This is a genomic window from Pseudomonas sp. PDM13 (assembly GCF_025685765.1).
GTDB classification, from domain to species: domain Bacteria; phylum Pseudomonadota; class Gammaproteobacteria; order Pseudomonadales; family Pseudomonadaceae; genus Metapseudomonas; species Metapseudomonas solani.
In genome coordinates this window covers 15,206-39,806 of record NZ_JAOTQU010000024.1, presented here as the reverse complement: position 1 = coordinate 39,806, position 24,601 = coordinate 15,206, and the positions used below count along the sequence as shown (strand labels likewise).

Sequence of the window (24,601 nt, the reverse complement as noted above, 5' to 3'; positions counted from 1 at the left end):
GGGGCATCACTTCATCAGCAGCTGAGCGGCCTCAACCATCTGTTCGCCGCTCAAGCCTGCATCGCGCATGGCCTTCATCAGGCTGGCGGTGGCCTGGGTAATGGCGCCGTTGAGGCTGGAAATCTCGCTTTGCAGGCCTTCCATGCTGCGCAGACGGGCCTCCTCGTCGAGGCTCTGGTCGGCGGAGATCGACTGGAGCTCGGCCATCTTCTCGCGCAGGTCTTCCTTCAGCTTGCGAATCATCTTGAGGATCTGCTTGACGGTGTTCGGCAAGCTGCTGTCGTCGATATCCTCATTCTTCTTCGCCTCATCGGCACGCGCCTTGCCCGCTTCGGAAAGGCTCACGCGGATGCCCACATGACCGATGCGGTCGTCCAGACCGCCATCGGCACTTTCCTCGCCCTGCCCCGCACCCTTCGCCTCATCAGCGCGCGCGGCTGCGAAACGCTGGCCGATCTGCGGCCAACTGGAAACGTCTACTCTCATGATCGCTCGCTCCTTTAGGATCAATACCGAGATATCGACTGCGCAACGAAGAACTTGAATACGTTTCCTTGGGCCTTTTCCTAGCCCTGAGCGCGCCCCATGCGTTACCCTTACGCCTATTGTGTGTTTGCTTTTGCAAGGGATCCGTGGATGTCCGAGATCATCAAGGTACGCAACCTGCCTCAGGCACATTGCAAGGACTGCAGCCTCGCCGCCCTCTGCCTGCCCCTGTCGCTGAACATGGAAGACATGGACTCGCTGGACGAAATCGTCAAGCGCGGTCGTCCGCTGAAGAAAGGGGACTACCTCTTCCGTCAGGGCGATACTTTCGAGTCCGTTTTCGCCGTACGTTCCGGTGCGCTGAAAACCTTCGGTGTCACCGATGCCGGCGAAGAGCAGATCACCGGCTTCCACCTGCCCAGCGAGCTGGTCGGCCTCTCCGGCATGGACACCGAGCTCTACCCGGTATCCGCCCAGGCACTGGAAACCACCTCGGTGTGCGAAATCCCCTTCGAGCGCCTCGACGAGCTTTCCGTCCAGCTGCCGCAGCTGCGCCGCCAGCTGATGCGCGTCATGAGCCGCGAAATCCGTGACGACCAGCAGATGATGCTGCTGCTCTCCAAGAAAACCGCCGACGAGCGCATCGCCACCTTCCTGGTGAACCTCTCCGCACGCTTCCGCGCCCGTGGCTTCTCGGCCAACCAGTTCCGCCTGGCCATGTCGCGCAACGAGATCGGCAACTACCTGGGCCTCGCGGTCGAGACCGTCTCCCGCGTGTTCACCCGCTTCCAGCAGAGCAACCTGATCGCCGCCGAAGGCAAGGAAGTGCACATCCTCGATCCCATCGAGCTCTGCGCCCTCGCTGGCGGCAGCATCGAAGACTGATCCCCGCGCCGGCCGCTCGGCCGGCGCTCTCCCCTCTTTCCAGGTTCCGCACCATGATTTTCGACGAATTCGATATCAAGACCCTGATCCGCCCGGTGGTGGACTTCCCCAAGCCCGGCGTGGTCTTCCGCGATATCACCCCGCTGTTCCAGTCCCCCCGCGCCCTGCGCCTGGTGGTGGACAGCTTCATCCAGCGCTACGTCGAAGCCGAGTTCAGCCACATCGCCGCCATGGACGCCCGCGGCTTCCTGATCGGCTCCATCGTCGCCTATGAGCTGAACAAGCCGCTGGTGCTGTTCCGCAAGCAGGGCAAGCTGCCCGCCGACGTGCTCGCCCAGGGCTACCAGACCGAGTACGGCGAAGCCTTCCTCGAAGTGCACAGCGACAGCCTCTGCGACGGCGACAAGGTACTGATCTTCGATGACCTGATCGCCACCGGCGGCACCCTGCTGGCCGCCACCGCCCTGGTCCGCCGCATGGGCGCCAGCGTGTTCGAGGCCGCCGCCATCATCGACCTGCCGGAACTCGGCGGCTCCCAGCGCCTGCAGGACATCGGCATCCCCACCTTCTCGCTCACCGCCTTCGCCCTCGACGAGAAGTGATCTTCCGGGGCCCGCACGCCGGGCCCCAATCCCCTCCCAAAGTCTGAACCCATGGCATTTGCGCCAGGCTTGCGGCCGCCCGCGCGAAACCGGGGCGAGCCCCTGGCCGCTCGGGCCATGGCGGGCAATGATGGCGACTCCTGCGTACAACAAGAGGTCGCCATGAACCCTCGCAGCAAGCTCTCCGACTGCTTCAGCCGTGAAGAAATCCAGCGCCTGAGCCAGCGCTCCGACGCCGCCGCCTGGTGGGCCGTCGGCTCCACCTGGGCGATCATCGCCGCCACCTTCGCCGTGCTCGCCCTCTGGCCCAACCCGGTGACCTTCGTTCTCGCCCTGGTCATCCTCGGCGGCCGCCAGCTGGCCCTGGCCATCCTCATGCACGAGGCCGCCCACGGCACGCTGTTCCGTACCCGCTGGCTGAATGACCGCCTCACCGACTGGCTCTGCGCGCGGGTCATCTGGGTCGACGTCGCCCGCTACCGCAAGCACCACATCCGCCACCACGCCCACACCGGCACCGATGAGGACCCGGACTGGAGCCTGTCGCGCCCCTTCCCCACCCGCCGCGCCTCGCTGCTGCGCAAGTTCGCCCGTGATCTGTCCGGCATCAGTGGCCTGCGCCGGCTGCTGGGCCAGTTGCTGATGGACCTGGGCGTGCTGGAGTACACCGTCGCCGCCGAGGTCACCCGGCGCCCCCGGGGCGATCGCCGCTGGCACCATTACCTCGCCGAAGGCGCCCGCAACATGGGCCCCATGCTCCTGGCCAATGCCGCGCTGGCGGGAATCCTGGCCGCTTGCGGCGAGTTCTGGCTGTTCGGCGTCTGGTGGCTGGCCAACCTCACCACCTACAGCCTGTTCATGCGCATCCGCTCCCTGGCCGAGCACGCCTGCACCGAGCGCGGCCGCGACATGCTGCGCAACACCCGCACCACCCGCGCCGGCTGGCTGGCGCGGGCCACCGTCGCGCCGCTGCGGGTGAACTACCACATCGAGCACCACCTGATGGCCGCCCTGCCCTGGTTCCGCCTGGCCGAAGCCCATCGGCTGCTGCGCCAGCGCGGCCTGGTGCCGGTCCCTCCCGGCTACCTGGAGGTGCTGCGCCGGGTCAGCGAGACGGCCACAAAATAGCCATAACCCGCCGAAAGTTGGTCGGTGGGAGCGTGCGAAAACTGCGTTAATCCTCAACAGTTACATCGTTCGATGGCACGGTCAGCCGTGTCAGCAAGAGCCAGACAACAACAAGGGACGGCTCCCAACCACGAGGATTGCCCAATGACCGCCAGCGCCGCCGCCAACCTGCCCAAGGCCAATTTTCCCGTCCGTCGCATGGACTTCAGCTTCGACTCCACCCAGAAATACTGGTGGAGCGGCGATCCCTTCATGAGCCACTTCATGAACAACCTGTCGTCGCTCTTCCCCTATGGCGAGAAATTCTTCGTCGACAGCGTGCGCGGCGTGCGCGACCAGATCAGCGACCCGCAGCTGCAGAAGGACATCAGCGCCTTCATCGGCCAGGAAGCCATGCACTCCAAGGAACACGCCACCTACAACGACTACGCCGCCGCCCACGGCATCGACCTGGAGCGCCTGGAACTGCGCATCAAGGTGCTGCTGGAGTGGGTCACCCGCTTCACCACCAAGAAGCAGCGCCTGGCCGCCACCTGCGCCCTGGAACACTTCACCGCAACCATGGCCGAGCAACTGCTGCGCCGCGAAGACCTCAGCACGCAGATGGACGACCAGAAGATGTACCAGCTGTGGATGTGGCACGCGATCGAAGAGAACGAGCACAAGGCCGTGTGCTACGACGCCTACATGGCGGTCGGCGGCGGCTACTTCGAGCGCACCATCACCATGGCCCTGACCACCGTGATGTTCATCGGCGTGATCGGCGCCTTCCAGCTGCACCTGCTGCGCAAGGACGGCCAGCTGTTCAACCTGCGCAGCTGGGGCCGCGGCCTGAAGACCCTGTTCAGCCTGCGCACCGGCTACTTCCCGCGCATGATCAAGCCCTACCTGGACTACTACCGCCCCGGCTTCCACCCCTTCGACCATGAAACCAAGGCGCTGGAACAACGCTGGAAGGAGCGCCTCGGCTTCAACGGCTGAGTGACTCAGACCCAATGAAAAGCCCGGCAATCGCCGGGCTTTTCATTTGACGCGTCCGCGCGGGCCCTATCGCGAGCCGCCGCCCAGCGACCCCATCGCCTCCAACCCCTGCAGCACGCTGGCGCCGGTGAAGAGGAACAGCACCTGCTCCTCGGCCTCCAGGCGGATGTCGGCACGGCGCTCGGGCTCACCGATGAAATCCAGGGACATCTGGAACAGGTTGCGGCTGATCAGGCTGGACACCCGCCGCACCACCGCATCGGGCACCAGCGCCGGTAGCAGCTTGAATTCGACTATGTCCTCGGCCATGTCATCGGCGAACGCGTCCATCACCTCGCGCAGGGCCTCACGCATAGCCGGCGACGCACCATGCAGCTCACGCACGCCGATGATGAAGGCCTCGGCGTTGTCGGCGACGAAGTCGAAGAACAGGTTCACCGTTTCATGGCACACGCGCTTGCCGCGCCCCAGGTCGATGCCCATCAGCTTGGGCATGGCCCTGTGCTCGCCCTGCACCGCCCGCGCCGCCGCTTCCCGGCGCAGGTCACGCAAGGGCTGGCGCAACTGGGTGGAGATGTTGCGGATCATCGCCAGGCCCAGGTCGTCCACGTCCTTGAAATGGCGATAGAAGGTATTGGGGTTGAGCCCCGCCTCCCGCGCCAGCTCGCGCAGGCCGAGGCTGCTCAGGCTGCGGCTCTGGGAGGTCAGGCGCAGGGCCGCCTCCATCAGCAGGCGCTTGCCCGGTGCATCGACTGCTCTTTCCTTGGACTGTTGCCCGTCGTCCAGCACAGAACTCATGGCTGACCCTACCTAAGGTTGGTTGTACCGCGATGGCTTGCTGGCGAGTATACATCTGTCTACATTGGTATACAGCTGTATACGCCACAAAATAAGCATAACAGGAGCTTGGCCATGAACGCGCCCGTATCACCTCCCACCCCTGCCCGCCACTGCAAGGTTGCCATCATCGGCTCCGGCTTCTCCGGCCTGGGCATGGCGATCCGCCTGAAACAGAAAGGCGAGAACGACTTCCTCCTGTTCGAGAAGGAAGCCGGCGTCGGCGGCACCTGGCGCGTCAACAACTACCCGGGCTGCGGTTGCGACGTGCAATCGCACCTGTACTCCTTCTCCTTCGAGCCGAACCCCAACTGGACGCGGATGTTCGCCAAGCAGGAAGAGATCAAGGGCTACCTGGAAGGCTGCTGGGAGAAATACCGCCTGCAGGACAAGACCCTTCTCGGCACCGAAATCACCCGCGTGGCCTGGAGCGACAGCGAAGAGCTCTGGCACATCGACGACGCCGCCGGCAATCACTACACCGCGCAGTTCGTGGTGTCCGGCATGGGCGCCCTCTCCACCCCGGCCATCCCCCACCTCAACGGCCTGGAGAACTTCGCCGGCAAAAGCTTCCACTCCCAGCAGTGGGACCACAACTACGACCTGGCGGGCAAGCGCATCGCCGTGGTCGGCACCGGCGCCTCGTCCATCCAGTTCGTCCCGCAGATCCAGAAGGTGGTCGGCCAGCTCGACCTCTACCAGCGCACCGCGCCCTGGGTCATGCCCAAGCCGGACCGCGCCATCAGCGAAAACGAACGCTCGCGCTTCAAGCGCTTCCCCCTGCTGCAGAAGCTCTGGCGCGGCGGCATCTACGCCATCCTCGAAAGCCGCGTGATCGGCTTCGCCCTGACCCCCAAGGTGATGAAACTCGCCCAACTGGTGGCCAAGGGTTACATCAAGCGCAAGATCAAGGACCCGGTGCTGCGCGCCAAGGTCACGCCCGACTACACCATGGGCTGCAAGCGCGTGCTGATCTCCAACGACTACTACCCGGCGCTGACCCAGGCCAACGTCGACGTCATCACCGACGGCATCCAGGAAATCCGCGCCAACAGCATCGTCACCCAGGACGGCCAGGAACGCCCGGTGGACGCCATCATCTTCGGCACCGGCTTCACCCCCAGCGACCCGCTGCCGCGCGGCGTGGTCTTCGGCCGCGGCGGCGTCGACCTGCTCGACACCTGGCCGGAAGGCCCGGAAGCCTACAAGGGCACCCTCACCGCCGGTTTCCCCAACCTGTTCTTCCTCATGGGCCCGAACACCGGCCTGGGCCACAACTCGATGGTCTACATGATCGAATCGCAGATCCACTACGTGCTCGGCGCCCTCGAACTGCTCGACCAGCGCAAGCTGCAGAGCCTGGAGGTCAAGCGCGAGGTGCAGGACAAGTTCAATGGCAAGATCCAGGGCAGCCTCGGCAACACCGTGTGGAACGCCGGCGGCTGCAAGAGCTGGTACATCCACCCGGTCAGCGGCCGCAACTGCACCGTATGGCCCGGCTTCACCTGGCGCTTCCGCCTGCTGACCCGCAACTTCGACCCGGCGGCCTACCACTTCAGCCGCATCCAGCCGGTGCACGCCGCCCAGGGGCCGCTGACCATCGCCACCACTACCGCTGCAGAAGGAGTACCGGCATGAAGTCCTTCGAGAACAAGGTCGCCGCCATCACCGGCGCGGGCTCCGGCATCGGCCGCGCCCTCGCCTACGGCCTGGCCCGCCAGGGCTGCCACCTGGCGCTTTCCGACGTCAACGCCGAAGGCCTGGCGGAAACCGCCGCCCAGGCCCGCAAGCTCGGCGTGCAGGTCACCGACACCCTGGTCAACGTCGCCGACCGCGAAGCGGTACACGCCTGGGCCGACCAGGTGGTGCTCGACCACGGTCGGGTCAACCTGATCTTCAACAACGCCGGTGTCGCCCACGCCGGCACCGTGGAAGGCAGCGACTACTCGGAATACGAGTGGATCATGAACATCAACTTCTGGGGCGTGATGCACGGCACCAAGGCCTTCCTGCCGCACATCAAGGCCACCGGTGACGGCCAGGTGGTCAACGTCTCCAGCGTGTTCGGCCTGTTCGCCCAGCCGGGCATGAGCGCCTACAACGCCACCAAGTTCGCCGTGCGCGGCTTCACCGAAGCCCTGCGCCAGGAACTGGACATGGAAGGCTGCGGCGTCTCCGCCAGCTGCGTGCACCCCGGCGGCATCAAGACCAACATCGCCAAGACCGCACGGATGAACGACAGCCTCGCCCGGGTGGTCGGCCAGGAAACCGACCAGGCACGCAAGCAGTTCAACGACCAGCTGCTGCGCACCACCCCGGACAAGGCCGCCTCGGTGATCCTGCGCGGCGTGCTCAAGGACAACCGGCGCATCCTCATCGGCGCCGACGCCTGGGCCCTGGACGGCATGCAACGTCTGCTGCCGACCTTCTACCAGCGCCTGGTCACCACCTCCATGCGCCTGGCCGCCCGCTTCGCACCCAAACCCCGTCGGGACCGGGAAGCGCAGAACCTGGCGGACTGACCCACCCCGCGTAGCCGTGCCCAGCCCGGGGCTCACCTCCCCGGGCTGAAGCCCGGGCTACGCGGTGGTCGTATCGCCCTTATCGTCGGGTTGCACCCGACCTACCTGCACACCCCTCGTAGGAGAGAGCTCTGCTCGCGAAGCCCTGCTCTTCCCTGCCCCCTTCCCTCCTTCACTCCCCTATTCCTGCAAAATCCGTTCGGATATCCGAACGATAAAACCCGCCAAAGCCGGAACCCCGAACACCACGCCTCCAAGCCCCTCCAACACCTAAAAATAAACCCTTATAAATCAATCGATTACAGACAAATCAACACGACCATACAGATGGCACGCATCCTGCCATTACAGATCCCCGACGGCGCCGAACCGCTGGCGTCGATAAGAACAAACAAAGTCGAGGACTGAAACACATGCGTATCCTTCCGAAGGTTCTGGCCGCCGCCATTGCAGCGACCCTGATTTCCGCTCCCGCTATCGCCGAAGAACTGACCGGCACCCTCAAGAAGATCAAGGACAGCGGCACCATCGTCCTCGGTCACCGTGACGCCTCCATCCCCTTCTCCTACCTCGGCACCGAGCCGGGCAAGCCGGTGGGCTACTCCCACGACATCCAGCTGAAGGTCGTCGAAGCCATCAAGAAGGAACTGGCCCTGCCGGACCTGAAGGTGCGCTACAACCTGGTGACCTCGCAGACCCGCATCCCGCTGGTGCAGAACGGCACCGTCGACATCGAGTGCGGCTCCACCACCAACAACCTCGAGCGCCAGAAGCAGGTCGGCTTCTCCATCGGCATCTTCGAAGTCGGCACTCGCCTGCTGTCGAAGAAAACCGCCGGCATCAACGACTTCGCCGACCTCAAGGGCAAGAACGTGGTGACCACCGCCGGCACCACCTCCGAGCGCCTGCTCAAGTCCATGAACGCCGAGAAGCAGATGGGCATGAACATCATCTCGGCCAAGGACCACGGCGAATCCTTCCTGATGCTGGAATCCGGCCGTGCCATCGCCTTCATGATGGACGACGCCCTGCTCTACGGTGAGATGGCCAAGGCCAAGAAGCCCGCCGACTGGGTCGTCACCGGCGAACCGCAGTCCTATGAAATCTACGGCTGCATGGTCCGCAAGGAAGACGAGGCCTTCAAGAAAGTAGTCGACAAGGCCATCGCCGACACCTTCGCCTCGGGCGAGATCAACGGCATCTACGACAAGTGGTTCACCCAGCCGATCCCGCCGAAGAACCTCAACCTCAACTTCCCCATGAGCGACGAGCTGAAGAAGCTGATCGCCTCCCCCACCGACAAGTCGGCCGAAGAGATCTGATCTGTCGCGCCCATCCCGCCTCGCGGGATGGGCCAGGAGCAAGGGCCGCCGGCTCCCCGCGGCGCCGGCCGGCCCCTCCTCCCTCCACTGCCTTCAACCGCAGAAAGACAAGAACCCTGAGGGGAAAACCCTGATGAACTACAACTGGGACTGGGGCGTGTTCTTCAAGTCCACCGGCATCGGCAGCGAGATCTACCTGGACTGGTTCGTCACCGGCCTGGGCTGGACCATCGCCATCGCCCTCGCCGCCTGGATCGTCGCGCTCCTGCTGGGCTCGCTGCTCGGCGTCATGCGTACCGTGCCCAACCGCTGGGTGTCCGGCATCGCCACCACCTACGTGGAAATCTTCCGCAACGTGCCGCTGCTGGTGCAGCTGTTCCTCTGGTACTTCCTGGTGCCGGACCTGCTGCCCGAGCCGCTGGAAATCTGGTTCAAGCAAGACCTCAACCCGGCCACGTCCGCCTACCTGAGCGTGGTCGTGTGCCTCGGCCTGTTCACCGCCGCCCGCGTCTGCGAGCAGGTGCGCACCGGCATCCAGGCGCTGCCCGCCGGCCAGGCCTCCGCCGCCCGCGCCATGGGCTTCCGCATGCCGGCGATCTACCGCTACGTGCTGCTGCCGCAAGCCTTCCGCATCATCATTCCGCCGCTGACCAGCGAGTTCCTCAACATCTTCAAGAACTCCTCGGTGGCCTCCCTCATCGGCCTGATGGAGCTGCTCGCGCAGACCAAGCAGACCGCCGAGTTCTCCGCCAACCTGTTCGAGGCCTTCACCCTCGCCACGCTGATCTACTTCACCCTGAACATGAGCCTGATGCTGTTCATGCGCATGGTTGAACGCAAGGTCGCGGTCCCGGGCCTGATCGCCGTAGGAGGCAAATGATGGAGATGGATTTCAGCGCAATCATCCCCGCCCTGCCGGGCCTGGTCGACGGCATGCTGATGACCCTGCAACTCATGGCGCTGGGCATCATCGGCGGCGTGGTACTCGGCACCCTGCTGGCGCTCATGCGCCTGTCGCACAACCCGCTGCTGTCGAAGCTCGGCGCCCTGTACGTCAACTACTTCCGCTCCATCCCGCTGCTGCTGGTGATCACCTGGTTCTACTTCGCGGTGCCCTTCGTGCTGCGCTGGATCACCGGCGAAGACACCCCGGTGGGCGCGTTCACCTCCTGCCTGGTCGCCTTCATGATGTTCGAGGCGGCGTACTTCTGCGAAATCGTCCGCGCCGGCATCCAGGCCATCCCCCGTGGGCAGATGGGCGCCGCCCAGGCCCTGGGCATGACCTACGGCCAGACCATGCGCCTGATCATCCTGCCCCAGGCGTTCCGCAAGATGACCCCGCTGCTGCTGCAGCAAAGCATCATCCTGTTCCAGGACACCTCGCTCGTTTACACCGTGGGCCTGATGGACTTCCTCAACGCCGCCCGTTCCCGTGGCGACATCATCGGCCAGCCGCACGAATTCCTGATCTTCGCCGGCCTGGTGTACTTCACCGTCAGCTTCGCCGCCTCGCAGCTGGTCAAGCTCCTGCAAAAAAGGTTAGCCGTATGATTTCGATCAAGAACGTCAACAAGTGGTACGGGGAATTCCAGGTGCTGACCGACTGCAGCACCGAGGTCCAGAAAGGTGAAGTGGTGGTCGTCTGCGGGCCGTCCGGCTCCGGCAAATCCACCCTGATCAAGTGCGTCAACGCGCTGGAGCCCTTCCAGAAGGGCGACATCGTCGTCGACGGCACCTCCATCGCCGACAAGAAGACCGACCTGCCCAAGCTGCGCTCCCGCGTCGGCATGGTGTTCCAGCACTTCGAGCTGTTCCCGCACCTGTCGATCACCGAGAACCTCACCATCGCCCAGATCAAGGTGCTCGGCCGCAGCAAGGAAGAAGCCACCGCCAAGGGCCTCAAGCTGCTGGAGCGCGTCGGCCTCTCCGCCCACGCCCACAAGCACCCTGGCCAACTCTCCGGCGGCCAGCAGCAGCGCGTCGCCATCGCCCGCGCCCTGGCCATGGACCCGGTGGTGATGCTGTTCGACGAACCCACCTCGGCGCTCGACCCGGAGATGGTCAACGAAGTGCTCGACGTGATGGTGCAACTGGCCAACGAAGGCATGACCATGATGTGCGTCACCCACGAGATGGGCTTCGCCCGCAAGGTCGCCGACCGGGTGATCTTCATGGACGCCGGCCAGATCGTCGAAGACTGCCCCAAGGAAGAGTTCTTCGGCGACGTCAGCCAGCGCTCCGAACGCGCCCAACAGTTCCTCGCCAAGATCCTGCAACACTGATGCACCGCGCCCCTCTCCACCTCGGAGAGGGGCCGCGTCGCCCCACCCGCCGCTCGGCGCCCCGCACCGACTGGCAAGGCCCGGACCACTTATGATGCAATGCCCTCCCGCCAGCCTCCGCGCCGTGCCGCCCGCATTGACCGTGAAACCGCGCCTGCTCCGCCACCTCTCGCTGACCCTGCTGCTGGTCCTGGCCATGTTCGGCGTCGGCTGGATCGGCTACCACCTCAGCGAGCTCTCCGGCATCCGCGCCCTGCGCGAGAACGGCGAACGCCAGCTGGAACTCCACGCCCGCGCCGTGGAGAGCGAAATCAACCGCTACACCTACCTGCCCAGCCTGCTGGAGCTGGAATCCAGCGTCAGTCACCTGTTGCTCAACCCCACGCCCTACCGGCGCAACCTGGTCAACGACTACCTCGAAGGGCTCAACCGCCGCAGCGGCAACCGCGCCATCTTCCTCCTCGACACCAACGGCCGCGTGCTGGCCACCAGCAACTGGCGCGACGCCGACAGCTTCCTGGGTGAAGACCTGGCCTTCCGCGCCTACTTCCAGCAAGCGATGAAGGGCGAGCCCGGGCGCTTCTACGGCATCGGCAGCACCACGGGCGAGGCCGGCTACTACCTGGCCCACGGCCTGCGCTACGAAGGCCGCATCATCGGCGTCGCGGTGGTCAAGGTGAAGCTCGAAGCGCTGCAGGAGCGCTGGGAAAAGGCCCGCCTGCAGGCCTTCGTCAGCGACGAGAACGGCATCATCATCCTCTCCAGCGACCCGGTCCTGCGCATGAAGGCCATCCGCGCGCTCTCCGCCGAAGACAAGGAGCGCCTGGCCCGCAGCCTGCAATACCACTGGTGGGCGCTCAACGAGTGGCAGCCGCGCTCGCGCCAGGACCTGGGCGACGGCCTGGAAACCCTCAGCTTCGCCTCGCCCCTGCCCGACGGCGGCGAACAGGAGATCGCCTACCTGGCACAGAGCCGGCCGCTCAGCGACACCCCCTGGCACTTCACCCTGCTCTCACCGCTGGCCGACCTGCGCCGCGAAGCCGTCATCCACGGCCTGCTGGCCGCCGCCGGCCTGGCCCTGCTGGCCTTCCTCGCCATCGCCTGGAACGAGCGGCGCAAGGTGCTCGCCACCCGCCTCGCCGCCCGCGAGGCACTGCTCCAGGCCAACAACGAACTGGAACGCAAGATCGCCGAACGCACCCAGGACCTGCGCTCCAGCAACCAGCGCCTGATGGGCGAGATCCGCGAACGCCGGCAGACCGAGGAAAACCTGCGCAAGGCCCAGGACGGCCTGGTCCAGGCCGGCAAGCTGGCGGTGATCGGGCAGATGTCCACCAGCATCGCCCACGAACTCAACCAGCCCCTGGCCGCCCTGCGCACCCTCTCCGGCAACACCGTGCGCTTCCTCCAGCGCGGCGCGCTGGACGTGGCCAGCACCAACCTCACCGCCATCAACGAGCTGGTCGACCGCATGGGCCGCATCACCGCCAGCCTGCGCGCCTTCGCCCGGCGTGCCGACGACCATGGCCAGGCCAGCCTGGGCAAGGCCGTGGACGCGGCGCTGTTCATCCTCCACACGCGCCTGGAACACACCCCATTGACCCTGCACCGCGCCTTCGCCGATGCCCGCCTGGCCATCGACCAGACCCGCCTGGAGCAGATCCTGGTCAACCTTATCGCCAACGCCCTCGACGCCATGAGCGGCCAGGCCGACTGCCAACTCTGGCTCGACGGCCACGACGAAGACGGCACCTATATCCTCCGCGTGCGCGACAACGGCCCCGGCATCTCCCCGGCCGTGCGCGAGCACCTGTTCGAACCCTTCTTCACCACCAAGCCCGGCGAACACGGCCTGGGCCTTGGCCTCACCCTGTCCGCCAGCCTCGCCACCGCCGCCGGTGGCAGCCTCGGCGTGCAACATCCCGAGGACGGCGGCACGGCTTTCGAGCTGCGCCTGCCGCAGATCGCCGCCCCCTCCGAAACGAGCCCCCGCCCATGACCGAGCCGCTCAGCGTCCTTATCGTCGAAGACGACCCCCACGTCCTGCTCGGCTGCCAGCAGGCACTGGCCCTGGAAGACATCCCCAGCATCGGTGTCGCCAGCGCCGAGGAAGCCCTCAAGCAGATCGGCACCGACTTCGCCGGCATCGTCATCAGCGACATCCGCCTGCCGGGCATGGACGGCCTCGAGCTGCTCGCCCGCCTCAAGGCCCGCGATCGCAGCCTGCCAGTGGTGCTGATCACCGGCCACGGCGACATCTCCATGGCGGTGGGCGCCATGCGCGACGGCGCCTACGACTTCATGGAGAAGCCCTTCTCCCCCGAACGCCTGGTGGAGGTCACCCGGCGCGCCCTGGAGCAGCGCGGCCTGGCCCGCGAGGTCTCCGCCCTGCGCCGCCAACTGGCCGGGCGCCAGTCCCTGGAGCAACGCATCATCGGCCGCTCGCCAGCCATGCAGGCCCTGCGCGAGCTGATCGCCAACGTCGCCGACACCGCCGCCAACGTGCTGATCGAAGGCGAGACCGGCACCGGCAAGGAACTGGTCGCCCGCTGCCTGCACGACTACAGCCGGCGCCAGCCCCAGCAGTTCGTCGCGCTCAACTGCGGCGGCCTGCCGGAGAACCTCTTCGACAGCGAAATCTTCGGCCACGAGGCCCACGCCTTCACCGGCGCCGGCAAGCGCCGCATCGGCAAGATCGAGCACGCCCACAACGGCACCCTGTTCCTCGACGAGATCGAGAGCATGCCCATGAACCTGCAGATCAAGTTCCTCCGCGTGCTGCAGGAGCAGACCCTGGAGCGCCTCGGCTCCAACCAGCCGATCCCAGTGGACTGCCGCGTGGTCGCCGCCACCAAGGCCGACCTCGACGAACAGGGCAAGGCCGGCCAGTTCCGCAGCGACCTCTACTACCGACTCAACGTGGTGACCCTGGAACTGCCGCCGCTGCGCGACCGCCGCGAAGACATCCTGCTGCTGTTCGACCACTTCCTGCAGCTCGCCTCGCTGCGCTTCGACCGCGCCATGCCGGAGATCGACCGCGCCACCGTCTCCAGCCTCATGGCCCACGACTGGCCGGGCAACGTGCGCGAACTGCGCAACGTCGCCGAGCGCTACGCCCTCGGCCTCCCCGTGTTCAAGAAGACCGGCCTGGCCCTGGACTGCAACGAACCCAGCTTCGCCGAAGCCGTGGAAGCCTTCGAACGCAACCTCCTCGGCGACGCCCTGGAACGCCACGGCGGCAACCTCAGCCAGGCCGCCATCGCCCTCGGCATGGCCAAGACCACCCTGTTCGACAAGGTCAAGAAATACGGCCTCTGACCCGCCCTCGGCCAAACCCGGACGCCCTCACCGCGTAGGGTGGACCACGCTTCATCGGTCCACCTTCCGTACTCGCCGACCACTCCGCCGGTGGATGAAAAGAGCGTCATCCACCCACAGACGTGCCACCGCAAAACACCGAGGACCGGAATGGTTGTAGGGGCGAATTCATTCGCCCGCTCTTCTGCTGGGCACCGAAAACAGGCCACAAACAAAAACGCCGGCCCAGTGGCCGGCGCTTTCCTTGTACCCGAGATGTCAGGCTGCGAAGCCACCGTCGATCGTCAGGTTGGCACCGGTGATGTAGCCCGCTTCCGGGCCGGCCAGGTAGGCCACGAAGCTGGCGATCTCCTCGGCCTTGCCGTAACGCGCCAGCGCCATCATCTGCTTGAGGGAGTCAGCGAAGTCGCCTTCGGCCGGGTTCATGTCGGTGTCCACCGGGCCGGGCTGCACGTTGTTCACGGTGATGCCACGGGGGCCCAGGTCACGGGACAGGCCCTGGGTGAAGCCGGCCACCGCCGCCTTGCTCATGGCGTAGACCGAGCCACCGGCAAAGGGCATGCGTTCGGCGTTGGTGCTGCCGATGGTGATGATGCGGCCACCCTCGCCCATCACCCGGGCGGCTTCCTGGCTGGCGATCACTACGCTGCGTACGTTCACCGCCAGGGTGCGGTCGAGGTCTTCGATGGCGAATTCCTCGATGGGCGCCACGGCCAGCACGCCGGCGTTGTTCACCAGGATGTCGAGGCGGCCGAAGCTGTCCACGGTGTAGCGGATGGCGCCGCGCAGGGCCTGCTCGTCGCTGCTGTCGGCCTTGATGGCCAGGGCGCGGCCACCGGCTGCTTCGATGGCTTTCACCACCTCTTCGGCGGCCTGGCCGGAAGCGGCGTAGGTCAGCGCCACGGCGGCGCCTTCACGGGCCAGGCGCTTGGCGATGGCGGCGCCGATACCACGGGAGCCGCCCTGGATGAATGCAACCTTGCCGCTGAGAGTTTGAGTCGAGGTCATGATGGTTCTCCAATTGTCTGTAGGGGGATTCGGGCTTGGCCGGTTGGCTGTTGCTCGATGACGGGGCCAGTATCGGAGAGAGATTGACAACCGATAAGCCGGCAATCGCTATATTCTTTCGATCCAAACGGTTTACGGTGGCGCCATGGAAACCCTGAACAGCATCGAATGCTTCGTCCGCAGTGCGGAAGCCGGCAGCTTCGCCGAGGCCGCACGGCGCCTGGGCCTGACGCCAGCGGCGGTTGGCAAGAACGTGGCGAAACTGGAAAGCGGGCTGGGGGTGCGGCTGTTCCAGCGTAGTACACGCAGCCTGAAACTCACCGAGGCCGGCGAACGCTTCCTCATCGAGGTCAGCGGCGGCCTCGCCACCATCCAGGGCGCGGTGGCCAACCTCGCCAGCGCGGGCGGCCAGCCGGCGGGCAACCTCAAGGTGAGCATGGGGTTGATGTTCGGCCGCGAGTACATAGTCCCGCTGCTCGAGGGCTTCCTCGCCCGCTATCCCGCCATCGTCCCCGACTGGCATTTCGACAACCGCCAGGTGGACCTCATCGGCGAAGGCTTCGACATCGGCATCGGCGGCGGTTTCGAGCTGCCCCAGGGGGTGATCGCCCGGCAGATCGGCCCGGGGCATCGCGTGCTGCTGGCCTCCCCCGGCTACCTGGAGAAACACCCGCAGCCACAGGCGCCGGCGGACCTCCCCCAGCACGACGGCATCCTCCTGCGCTCGCCGCAGACCGGCCGCGTGCGCAACTGGGTGCTGCGCAACGGCAGTGACGACCAGTCCCCCATCGACCTGCGGCCGCGCATGCTGATGAGCGACCCGGAAGCCGCCTGCCACGCCGCGTGCATGGGCCTGGGCATCACACTGGTCAGCACGGTGCACGCGGTGCACTTCATCGAGCGCGGCCAGCTGGTGCGAGTACTGCCGGACTGGCACGTGCTCTCCGACCCACTGTGCCTCTACTTCAGCGCGCAGAAGCTGTTGCCGGCCAAGACCCGCGTCTTCATCGACCATGTGGTGCACGCCTTCCGCGAGCAGGGCCTGGCCGAACGCTTCTCCGCCCAGGGCCCCGCCTGCGGCGGCCGGGGCTGATCGGCACCGTTGCCACTCAGGCAATAGTCATTATCGAAGTGGGTGATTTTTCCGCCCCCGGGGCCGCGGATAACCTTTGTTCATCAAAGGACAACGCCACCCCAGGGGGCCCGAAATGAATCGCCTGCTCGCCATCGCACTCGCCGCTACCACCCTCATCCTCGCCGGCTGCGCCAGCCAACCGGAGCCGCGCCCGTACACCGATGCCGAGGTCAAGCAGTTCTCCCTGGAGATGCTCAACCGCGCCGGCCTGTCCTACGAGGATTACGAGAAAGTCCGCTCCGCGCTGATGAACCCCAAGGTCTCCAGCGCCAGCCGCGACTACGAGGCCGCCTTCATCCGCCGCAACGAGGGCTGAACCCGGGGCTATGCTTTGCGCTTGACCGCCTGGCCACCAGGCGGCCCCGACCGAGCGAAAGGCCCGCCCCAATGAGCAGCACCGCCTCCCCCACCGCCCATCGCGAATGCGCCACCTCACGGCTCATCGACGCACCGCCGGCCCGGGTATTCCGTGCCATCGCCAGCCCCGAGCACCTCGCCCGCTGGTGGGGCCCGAACGGCTTCAGCAGCACCTTCGACACCTTCGAATTCCGCCCCGACGGCGCCTGGCGCTTCACCCTCCACGGCCCCGACGGCACCGACTACCCCAACCACAACGTGTTCCGCGAAATCACCCCCGGGCGGGTGCTGATCGAACACCTCTCCGACGACCACCACTTCTTCCTCACCATCACCCTCACGCTCGAGGGCACCGGCACACGGGTGGGCTGGCAGCAGGTCTTCGACAGCGCGGAACACCGCGAACAGATCGCCGCCTTCGTGCTACCGGCCAACGAGGAAAACCTCGACCGCCTCAGCGCCGAAGTACGCAACGTCGATTGGCCCATGGCCTAAGCGCCACAGCGCCCGCACCGCACCGCACCGCACCGCTTCCGTAGGATGGCGTAGAGCGCAGCGAAACCCATCGATGCGAGGCTCGGCTTAGGACATTGGTATCCGCCCGGACGCAGACTTCATTGCATCAGGCCATGCCTGCGCTGCAGGACCTCTTCGAGGCTCTGAGCACTGCCGACGGTATCGACACGTCCGGAATGAACATCCACCAGATAGGCACTCACGCCCACCCGGCAGTAACTGATGAGCCCTTGCTCGACATAACCCCTGGTATTGCCTTGCACAATCCAGCAGTCACCCCGCTCTGAAAGCGTGCAGGACGAGACGACGAATTGATCCAGCGGGTCGTCGCACACCTGGCGATTGCCCAGGGCGAGGACGATGGCGCGGGCCGCCGCCTCGTCGATCATGCGAGCCTCCCGCTGGCCAGCGGGCGATGAAGGGGGTTACGACTCAGCATGATCGGCGGTTCCCTGTGCCGGAGGTTCGAGGACAGGACTCTAGCGCCATCGACAGCGGATGGCAGCCGTGCAGGCCCCATCCTTCGCTTGGAAAAACACAGGTTCAGTCCCCCAGATCCTCATGGTGGTCCGAGAAGCCTTGCCGCCAGTAGACCGCGACGCGCATCGCCTCCTTCGGCTGGCCCTTCTCCACCAGCAGGGCGCGGGTGCGGGTCATCATCCCGTGCTCGCCGGCGCCCCAGGCGTAGCCTTCGCCAGCCGGCAGCTGCAGGGCCTGTACGGCGGCGACCAGTTCCTCCGGCGTATCCACCCAGCGCAGGTCGAGATTCGCGGCGCTGCGGAAATCGCGGCGGTCGGCCTCGGCCAGCTGCACGATGGCGGTGACGCGGGCGCCGGCCGGCAGTTCCTCCAGGCGGCGGTGGATCGCCGGCAAGGCGCTGGAGTCGCCCACCAGCAGGTGCCAGTCGTAATCCATGGGGATGATCATCGAGCCGCGCGGGCCGCCGATCAGCGCGGAGTCGCCCGGCTGCGCGCGCTCGGCCCATTCGCAGGCGCCGCCCTCGCCGTGCAGGGCGAACTCGAGGGTCAGCTCGCGACGTTCAAGATCGAAGTGGCGCGGGGTGTAGTCGCGGCGGATGAGCTCACCCTGCTCGTCCACGAACATGAACTTGATGTGGTCGTCGAAGGAGGCGGAAACGAAGTCCGCCAGTTCGTCACCGCCGAAGGTGACGCTCATGAAATGCGGGCTGATGCGCTCCACGCGGAGCACGTCCAGCTCGCGGCGGCGCAGTTCGTGGCGCACGCGCTGCACGCGGCGGGTCTGTACGGGTTGGTCCATGGGCTGTTGCTCGCAAGGGATGGTTGATAACATCAACGATCATAAAAACCACTAGTTGATATTATCAACCATATGACCGCCGATACAGCCGAAGACGTCTTCGAATCCATCCACTCCGTCATGCACCTCTACCGCGCCCGGCAGTACCGGACGCTGCGCGACGGCGCTCACGACCTCGCCCACATGGAGTTCAAGGCGCTGAACTTCTTCGCCCACAATCCGGGGGCGACCCAAAGCGACCTGGTGGCCCACTCCGGGCGCGACAAGGCGCAGATCGCCCGCCTGATCCAGGCGTTGCGCGCCAAGGCGCTGCTGGAAGGCAAGGCCGACGAGGCCGACAAGCGCAGCATCCGGCTCTACCCCACCGCCGCGGGCACGGCTCTGCACCAGGAGGTGCGCCAGCAGGGCCGGCGCCTCAACCAGGTAGCGGTGGACGGCTTCAGCCAGGCGGAATGCCAGCAGCTGCTCGACCTGCTGGCGCGGGTGCAGGCCAACCTCGGCACCGAAGCGTGATCCCCTGGCCCGGGGCTCAGTCCCGGGCCACCGCGCAACCCTTCCCGGGCAGCCCCTGCAGCGCGCGCTCCAACAGCTCCGTGGTGCGGCGGCTGTGGAGGATGCCGGTGTGGCTCTCATTGACCAGGTACAGCCGCTCGGCCTCGTCCTGGGCGGCCGCGCGCAGCTCGCTGGCCAGCGGCACCACGCCATCGTTCGGCTCCGGCAGCATGCGCCGGTTGCCCGCGTAGCTAACCAGCATCCATTGGCGGATATGCGCGGGCAGCGGCGTGGCGAACAGCGCCTGCAGGTAGGGGCTGCCGGGGGCCATGTCACGCCACACCGGCACCTCCAGCGGCACCCGCTGCACGCCCGTGGCCGCCGAGGGATGCCCTTCCCAGGGCGTCGACAGCGTCGCGAACAGGCACAGGCGTTTGGCCTCGCCCTCATCGAGAAACTGCAACGCCCGTCGCGCCACCAGGCCGCCCATGCTGTGGGCGAACACGTGCATGCGCCGTGGTGCAAGGCGCAGCAGCATGTCGCGCATGGCGATGCTGAGCATGTAGGCGCTGTTGCGCAGCGGCAGCCCGCTCGGGTAGTGGAACAGCACCAGCTGGAAACGCTGCAGGTCCAGGCTGGCGGCCAATGCCTGCCAATCGCGCGGCGAGGCATTGATGCCGTGCACCAGGATGACCGGCTCCTTGTCCGGGTCCCAGGGCGCCAGCAGGTACAGCCCGTAACCCACCTCGCGCATGAAGGTCAGCGGCTGCCAGGCCCCCAGGCGGATGGCGGCATCGTCGAAACGCGGATCGGTGAAATCCACCACCTGCAGGTAATTGCGCTGCAAGCGCGGCTGTTCGCGGTAGAGCACCTCCAGGCTGAGGTCCAGCCTGGGCGCCCCTGCCAGGCCACCCACCGCGAGATGCAGGCTGTTGAGCCGCGCCAGCCGCTCGCGCTCGGCCAGGTCGGGCTGCACGCTCAAGGGGGCGGAACGGGCATCGGGCAGCCAGTGGCGAGGCTCGTCGCCATCCAGGGCGAAATCGCCGTTGCGGTCATCGAAGGCCAGCAACTGATAGGCACCCCGCGCCTGGGTGAAGTAGAAGGCCTCGCCCGGCGCGACGATGCGGTAGGCGACGAAAGCACCCTTGCCATCCAGCAGGGCCACCAGCGCACTGCGCCCGGGCTCCGTGGCCTGCAGGCGCCCCGCTACCACCACCAGTTCCTGGCGGGCGCGCTGCATTTCCCTGTCCACCTCCAGCAGGCTGCAGCCGCCACCGGTGATCGTTGCCAGCACGAGGAGTATCCGCAGAACGGCCATCCGTCTCGCCTCATCCCTTGCCCCTGCAAGCAAGCCTAGTCGGATCGGCCCAGGCCACCGCAGAATAGGCGCCGCGATTTTCCCCACCGGTCAGGGACGACAGATGCACGACAACGATGAAATCCAGGCGATCCGCCAGCAGCTGGCCCGCCCCGCCACGCAGTTCACCGCCGGCGGCTTCCGCCCCACCCAGGCCGACGACGAAAGCTGGCTGGGCCGGGTCTTCCTGTTCCGCCCCGACGAAGGCATCCCCTGCAACGCGGCCGGGGACGCGATGCTGCCCCTGGCCCAGTTCCACCTGCCGAGCCTGCCGGTCAATCACCCGCTGCTGGCGGAGGTGCGGGTGCTGACCCTGTTCATCTCCGCCGATTTCGGCGAGCCGCTGGAGCCCATGGGCGCCCACTGGCTCATCCGTGAATACGGTCACCACGAGGTGCTGGAGCGCAAGGAGCTGGCCGCGCCGGCTTCCTTCATCAAACCCTTCCCGCTCAAGGCCGAACGGCTGGACGAGGACTACCCGCTGTGGGACGGCGGCGGCGTGCCGGCGGACCTGGAAGACCGCATCCTCGAACTGGAACGCCAAGGCACGATCGACAGCTACTACGACATCGTCAGCCACTGCTACGCGCACAAGATCGGCGGCTACCCGTCCTTCTGCCAGTCCGGCATCGACCCGGGCGACGGCTTCGAATTCGTCTTCCAGATCTCCTCCGACGCCAAGATCAACCTCAACGTCGTGGACAGCGGCAGCCTGATGTTCTGGAAGCACCGCAGCAGCGGCGAATGGGCGCTCTACTACGACTTCTACTGAGCCCCAGCCCCCTCACCCACGGTTCATCCCAACGCAGGACCCCATGCAGGCCATCCCCCAGAAACAGATCAGGGCCCACTACGACGCCCACACCCTCCGCGTCTACCAGGCCTACTCCGACGCCATCGCCGACAGCGCGCTGGCCCATGGCACCTTCGTCTCGCCGCCCTTCAAGCTGGAGCGCATGACCTGGATAAAACCCTCCTTCCTCTGGATGATGTACCGCGCCGGCTGGGGCCTGAAGGACAGCGGGCAAAAGCGCATTCTCGCCCTCGACATCAGCCACGAAGGCTTCGCCTGGGCCCTGGCCAACAGCTGCCCCAGCCACCCGGAGCCGGGCCAGGGCAAGGAGGAATGGGAGCGCATCAAGAACGCCTCGCCGGTACGCATCCAGTGGGACCCGGAGCGCAACCTGCACCTCGAGCCGCAGCCCCACCGCGCGATCCAGATCGGCCTGGGCCCGGAGGCTTCAAAGCGCTACGTGGAGCAGTGGATACAGGGCATCACCGAGGTCACCGGCCTGGCCCATGACATCCACGCCCTGGTGCAGGCTGGAGAGCTGGAAGAGGCGCAGCGCAGGCTGCCCGAAGAGCGCGAATACATCCCTTGAAACACCTGTTCCTCCAACCCGGCCGGCGGCGTGCGGCAGCGGGTTAGCGTCGTCACGAAAGCCGTCTACGCTCACCCACGACCCGCCCGCCATCCACTCCAGGAGGACAACACCATGGCATTGCGCATCAACGATCTGGTCCCTGACTTCAAGGCCGAAACCGACCAGGGCAGCATCAGCTTCCACGATTGGATCGGCTCCAGCTGGGCCATCCTCTTCTCCCATCCCAAGGACTTCACCCCGGTGTGCACCACCGAGTTCGGCGCCGTGGCGCAACTGGCCGCCGAATGGGCCAAGCGCGGCACCAAGGTGATCGGCGTCTCGGTGGACGGGGTGCAGGCGCACCAGAAGTGGAAGGGTGATATCGAGGCGTTCTGTGGCGCCAACGCCACCTTCCCGATCATCGCCGACGAGTCCCTGGCCGTGTCCAAGGCCTTCGACATGCTGCCCGCCGAGGCCTACCTGCCCGATGGCCGCACCGCCGCCGACACCGCCACCGTGCGCTCGGTGTTCATCATCGGCCCGGACAAGAAGCTCAAGCTGTCCATGACCTACCCGATGTCGGTGGGTCGCAACTTCGCCGAGGTGCTGCGCGCCCTCGACGCCCTGCAACTGACCTACAACGTGCCCCTGGCCACCCCGGCCAACTGGACCGAAGGCCATGATGTAATCGTCGCCCTCGCCCTCAATGACGACCAGGCTCGCGAGAAGTACGGCAGCATCGACATCAAGCTGCCCTACCTGCGCACCACCGCCGCGCCGAAGTAGGTCCGCTCCACCCGGTGGTAGCCCGGGCTTCAGCCCGGGACCACCGTCCCGCTCCTGCGCCACACGCTCGCCACCCAGGGCTGCTGCTCCCGCGGCAGGCCCGCCGGGCGGTAGTAGTGCTCCAGCTCCTCGAACCCCGCCGCCTCCAACAGCGCCTTCCAGGCCGGGAAATCGTGCCAGGCGCCATAGCGGTTGCCGCTCCAGCCTTCCTGGTTCTGCCCGCGCGGGTTGGAGCTGAACAGCACCCCACCCGGCTTCAGCGTCGCGTGCAGCTGGCCCAGCACCCTCGGCAGCTCCTGCCCCGGCACGTGGAACAGCGTGGCATTGGCGAACACGCCATCGAAGCGCCCGGCCGGCAACTGCAGGTCGAGGAAGGACTGCAACCACACCTCGCACCCGGAATCCGCCCGCGCCATCTCGACGAAGCGCTCGGCGCCGTCCAGCCCCACCGGCGTGTGGCCCAGGGCGCGGAAGGTGCGCAGGTCGCGCCCCGGCCCGCAGCCGAAATCGAGGATGGCCAGCGGCGCCTGGCCGTGGATATGCCGCAACAGGGCCTCGATGTTCTGGCTCACATCATGGTCGCGGGTGTTCTCGCGGAAGCCATCGGCGTTCTGGTTGTAGTCGTCCAGCGTGGTGGCGCTGAGGTTGGCGAGCTCATCGGGCAGCAAGGGCATGGGGGTCTCTCGTGAGATAGGCCCGGGGATTCTACCCGGCCCCGCCACCGCGCTCACCGCCCCTTAAAATGACGAACGACATCTATGCGACGAATAATATTACGCATATCATCTAAAGCATCGAAGGCATCCCCGAGAGTGCAGGACCATGAACCGACACGCGCACACCCTCCGCCCCCTGGCCCTGCTGGCAGCGCTGCTGGCCATTGGCGGCTGCAACAGCCAGGCCGACACCCGGAACGCCGCCAGCGGCCAGCAGCCACGGCCGGTACTGGCCGCCCAGGTGGAAAGCGCCAGCCACCACCAGGCCGCCTACACCGGGGTGGTGGCGGCGCGCACCGAGAGCGACCTGGGCTTCCGCGTCGGCGGCAAGGTGATCGAACGCCGCGTCGACCCCGGCGCCCGGGTGGCCAAGGGCGACACCCTGCTGGTGCTGGACATCGAGGATTTCGAGCTGGCCCTGCGCGCCGCCAACAACCGCGTCAGCGCCGCCCGTGCGCAACTGCGCCAGGCCCGTGACGACGAAAGCCGCTACCGCCGCCTGTCCACCACCGGCGCCGTATCGCGCCAGGTGTTCGACCAGGCCGCCACCAACCTGCGGGTGGCCGAGGCCGAACTGGCCGCCGCCAGCTCCGAAGCCAGCCAGGTGCAGAACCGCCGCAGCTACTCGACCCTCAAGGCCGATGGCGACGGCATCATCACCGACGTGCGCGTCGAGCGCGGCCAGGTGGTCGCCGAAGGGCAGATCGTCGCCCGCCTGGCCCACGACGGCGCCCGCGAAGCGGTGATCGACCTGCCGGAAACCCAGCGCGCCCTGGCCGGCAGCAACGCCCTCGCCTACCCCTTCGATGCCCGCGAACAGGCGGTGAAAGCCAGCCTGCGCGAACTCTCCGCCTCCGCCGACCCGGTCACCCGCACCTACCGCGCCCGCTACATCCTCGACGGTGCCGCCGAGCGCTTCAGCATCGGCTCCACCATCACCGTACGCCTGCAGAGCGAGCAGGCCGAGCTGCTGCGGGTGCCCATCGGCGCCCTGCACAACCCCGGTTCAGGCAGCGGCGTCTGGGTCATAGGCGAGGACGACAGCGTGCACTTCGCCGCCGTGAAGGTCGCCCGCCTCGGCCAGGAATACGCCCTGCTGGAAGGCGGCGTCAGCGCCGGCCAGCGCGTGGTCGCCCTCGGCGCCCACCTGCTGCACGAGGGCGACAAGGTGCGCCTGCTGCCCGGCCAGGCCCTGGCGCTGGCCCGCCAGAACGACGAGGTGCGCTGAG

Annotated in this window: 27 protein-coding genes; 20 read left to right on the top strand and 7 right to left on the bottom strand. The window is 66.6% G+C overall.

The genetic code is table 11. The features are described from left to right. Positions 1-6: 6 nt before the first annotated feature. Entirely contained in the window at positions 7-486 is a 480-nt protein-coding gene (locus OEJ36_RS22815; protein ID WP_263403477.1) for a hypothetical protein, read from the bottom strand. Between the two features lie 150 nt (positions 487-636). On the opposite strand from OEJ36_RS22815, the gene fnr reads away from it, so the two are divergent. The 4 genes from fnr (at position 637) to OEJ36_RS22795 (ending at position 4,082) form a co-directional block, all read left to right on the top strand. Beyond that, positions 637-1,371, top strand: a complete 735-nt coding sequence (fnr, locus tag OEJ36_RS22810) for a fumarate/nitrate reduction transcriptional regulator Fnr (RefSeq protein WP_021222203.1) — start codon at positions 637-639, stop codon at positions 1,369-1,371. 53 nt (positions 1,372-1,424) lie between these two features. Continuing rightward, a complete protein-coding gene (locus tag OEJ36_RS22805) occupies positions 1,425-1,973 on the top strand; it encodes an adenine phosphoribosyltransferase (RefSeq protein ID WP_021222204.1) in 549 nt (182 codons plus the stop codon). A gap of 162 nt (positions 1,974-2,135) precedes the next feature. Then, on the top strand, positions 2,136-3,101 hold the full coding sequence (locus tag OEJ36_RS22800; protein ID WP_263403476.1) for a fatty acid desaturase family protein: 966 nt from the start codon (positions 2,136-2,138) through the stop codon (positions 3,099-3,101). Between the two features lie 144 nt (positions 3,102-3,245). Then, entirely contained in the window at positions 3,246-4,082 is an 837-nt protein-coding gene (locus OEJ36_RS22795; RefSeq protein WP_021222206.1) for a metal-dependent hydrolase, read from the top strand. A 66-nt stretch (positions 4,083-4,148) separates the two neighbouring features. Here OEJ36_RS22795 and OEJ36_RS22790 read toward each other — a convergent pair whose 3' ends face one another. Then, the gene (locus tag OEJ36_RS22790; RefSeq protein ID WP_184489475.1) at positions 4,149-4,880 is read right to left on the bottom strand and encodes a TetR family transcriptional regulator; all 732 of its coding nucleotides are present in this window, start codon (positions 4,878-4,880) and stop codon (positions 4,149-4,151) included. A gap of 114 nt (positions 4,881-4,994) precedes the next feature. Here OEJ36_RS22790 and OEJ36_RS22785 point away from each other — a divergent pair, with 114 nt between their 5' ends. The 8 genes from OEJ36_RS22785 (at position 4,995) to OEJ36_RS22750 (ending at position 14,363) form a co-directional block, all read left to right on the top strand. Beyond that, entirely contained in the window at positions 4,995-6,557 is a 1,563-nt protein-coding gene (locus OEJ36_RS22785) for a flavin-containing monooxygenase (RefSeq protein WP_263403475.1), read from the top strand. Beyond that, on the top strand, positions 6,554-7,441 hold the full coding sequence (locus OEJ36_RS22780; protein ID WP_263403474.1) for an SDR family NAD(P)-dependent oxidoreductase: 888 nt from the start codon (positions 6,554-6,556) through the stop codon (positions 7,439-7,441). The genes OEJ36_RS22785 and OEJ36_RS22780 overlap by 4 nt, the downstream gene beginning before the upstream one ends. Positions 7,442-7,854: 413 nt before the next feature. Next, complete coding sequence (locus OEJ36_RS22775) at positions 7,855-8,763, top strand: glutamate/aspartate ABC transporter substrate-binding protein (RefSeq protein ID WP_184489478.1); 909 nt, start codon at positions 7,855-7,857, stop codon at positions 8,761-8,763. A 133-nt stretch (positions 8,764-8,896) separates the two neighbouring features. Next, entirely contained in the window at positions 8,897-9,643 is a 747-nt protein-coding gene (locus OEJ36_RS22770) for an amino acid ABC transporter permease (RefSeq protein WP_021222211.1), read from the top strand. Beyond that, entirely contained in the window at positions 9,643-10,314 is a 672-nt protein-coding gene (locus OEJ36_RS22765; RefSeq protein WP_263403473.1) for an amino acid ABC transporter permease, read from the top strand. Before OEJ36_RS22770 ends, OEJ36_RS22765 begins: the two co-directional genes overlap by 1 nt. Then, a complete protein-coding gene (locus OEJ36_RS22760) occupies positions 10,311-11,045 on the top strand; it encodes an amino acid ABC transporter ATP-binding protein (RefSeq protein WP_021222213.1) in 735 nt (244 codons plus the stop codon). The genes OEJ36_RS22765 and OEJ36_RS22760 overlap by 4 nt, the downstream gene beginning before the upstream one ends. A gap of 94 nt (positions 11,046-11,139) precedes the next feature. Next, the gene (locus OEJ36_RS22755) at positions 11,140-13,044 is read left to right on the top strand and encodes an ATP-binding protein (protein ID WP_263403472.1); all 1,905 of its coding nucleotides are present in this window, start codon (positions 11,140-11,142) and stop codon (positions 13,042-13,044) included. Then, positions 13,041-14,363 (top strand): sigma-54-dependent transcriptional regulator, encoded by a 1,323-nt coding sequence (locus OEJ36_RS22750; protein ID WP_263403471.1) that lies wholly within the window; start codon positions 13,041-13,043, stop codon positions 14,361-14,363. Before OEJ36_RS22755 ends, OEJ36_RS22750 begins: the two co-directional genes overlap by 4 nt. Before the next feature lie 258 nt (positions 14,364-14,621). Here the strand turns inward: OEJ36_RS22750 and OEJ36_RS22745 are convergent, their stop codons facing one another. After that, positions 14,622-15,371, bottom strand: coding sequence for a 3-oxoacyl-ACP reductase family protein (locus tag OEJ36_RS22745; protein ID WP_263403470.1), 750 nt, complete (start codon positions 15,369-15,371; stop codon positions 14,622-14,624). A 145-nt stretch (positions 15,372-15,516) separates the two neighbouring features. Here OEJ36_RS22745 and OEJ36_RS22740 point away from each other — a divergent pair, with 145 nt between their 5' ends. From OEJ36_RS22740 to OEJ36_RS22730, 3 genes are all read left to right on the top strand, one after another. After that, on the top strand, positions 15,517-16,464 hold the full coding sequence (locus OEJ36_RS22740) for a LysR family transcriptional regulator (RefSeq protein WP_263403469.1): 948 nt from the start codon (positions 15,517-15,519) through the stop codon (positions 16,462-16,464). A gap of 115 nt (positions 16,465-16,579) precedes the next feature. Then, on the top strand, positions 16,580-16,822 hold the full coding sequence (locus tag OEJ36_RS22735) for a hypothetical protein (RefSeq protein WP_263403468.1): 243 nt from the start codon (positions 16,580-16,582) through the stop codon (positions 16,820-16,822). 71 nt (positions 16,823-16,893) lie between these two features. Beyond that, positions 16,894-17,358, top strand: a complete 465-nt coding sequence (locus tag OEJ36_RS22730; RefSeq protein WP_263403467.1) for an SRPBCC family protein — start codon at positions 16,894-16,896, stop codon at positions 17,356-17,358. A 119-nt stretch (positions 17,359-17,477) separates the two neighbouring features. On the opposite strand, the gene OEJ36_RS22725 is transcribed toward OEJ36_RS22730, so the two are convergent. Next, positions 17,478-17,768 carry a hypothetical protein gene (locus tag OEJ36_RS22725; protein ID WP_263403466.1) on the bottom strand — a complete coding sequence of 97 codons (291 nt, stop codon included), beginning with the start codon at positions 17,766-17,768 and terminating at the stop codon, positions 17,478-17,480. A gap of 154 nt (positions 17,769-17,922) precedes the next feature. After that, positions 17,923-18,657, bottom strand: a complete 735-nt coding sequence (locus OEJ36_RS22720; RefSeq protein ID WP_263403465.1) for a siderophore-interacting protein — start codon at positions 18,655-18,657, stop codon at positions 17,923-17,925. A gap of 72 nt (positions 18,658-18,729) precedes the next feature. On the opposite strand from OEJ36_RS22720, the gene OEJ36_RS22715 reads away from it, so the two are divergent. Further along, positions 18,730-19,170 (top strand): MarR family winged helix-turn-helix transcriptional regulator, encoded by a 441-nt coding sequence (locus OEJ36_RS22715; RefSeq protein ID WP_263403464.1) that lies wholly within the window; start codon positions 18,730-18,732, stop codon positions 19,168-19,170. 16 nt (positions 19,171-19,186) lie between these two features. On the opposite strand, the gene OEJ36_RS22710 is transcribed toward OEJ36_RS22715, so the two are convergent. Continuing rightward, positions 19,187-20,443: an esterase/lipase family protein gene (locus OEJ36_RS22710; protein ID WP_263403463.1), complete on the bottom strand. Its 1,257-nt coding sequence runs from the start codon at positions 20,441-20,443 to the stop codon at positions 19,187-19,189. 127 nt (positions 20,444-20,570) lie between these two features. Here OEJ36_RS22710 and OEJ36_RS22705 point away from each other — a divergent pair, with 127 nt between their 5' ends. From OEJ36_RS22705 to OEJ36_RS22695, 3 genes are all read left to right on the top strand, one after another. Beyond that, positions 20,571-21,278, top strand: a complete 708-nt coding sequence (locus OEJ36_RS22705) for a YwqG family protein (RefSeq protein WP_263403462.1) — start codon at positions 20,571-20,573, stop codon at positions 21,276-21,278. Between the two features lie 43 nt (positions 21,279-21,321). Continuing rightward, positions 21,322-21,888 (top strand): DUF4291 domain-containing protein, encoded by a 567-nt coding sequence (locus tag OEJ36_RS22700; protein WP_263403461.1) that lies wholly within the window; start codon positions 21,322-21,324, stop codon positions 21,886-21,888. 114 nt (positions 21,889-22,002) lie between these two features. Beyond that, complete coding sequence (locus tag OEJ36_RS22695; RefSeq protein ID WP_263403460.1) at positions 22,003-22,656, top strand: peroxiredoxin; 654 nt, start codon at positions 22,003-22,005, stop codon at positions 22,654-22,656. A 29-nt stretch (positions 22,657-22,685) separates the two neighbouring features. Here the strand turns inward: OEJ36_RS22695 and OEJ36_RS22690 are convergent, their stop codons facing one another. Continuing rightward, positions 22,686-23,330, bottom strand: coding sequence for a class I SAM-dependent methyltransferase (locus tag OEJ36_RS22690; protein WP_263403459.1), 645 nt, complete (start codon positions 23,328-23,330; stop codon positions 22,686-22,688). A gap of 148 nt (positions 23,331-23,478) precedes the next feature. Between OEJ36_RS22690 and OEJ36_RS22685 the strand changes: the two genes are divergently transcribed. Next, the gene (locus OEJ36_RS22685) at positions 23,479-24,600 is read left to right on the top strand and encodes an efflux RND transporter periplasmic adaptor subunit (protein WP_263403458.1); all 1,122 of its coding nucleotides are present in this window, start codon (positions 23,479-23,481) and stop codon (positions 24,598-24,600) included. Position 24,601 lies beyond the last annotated feature (1 nt).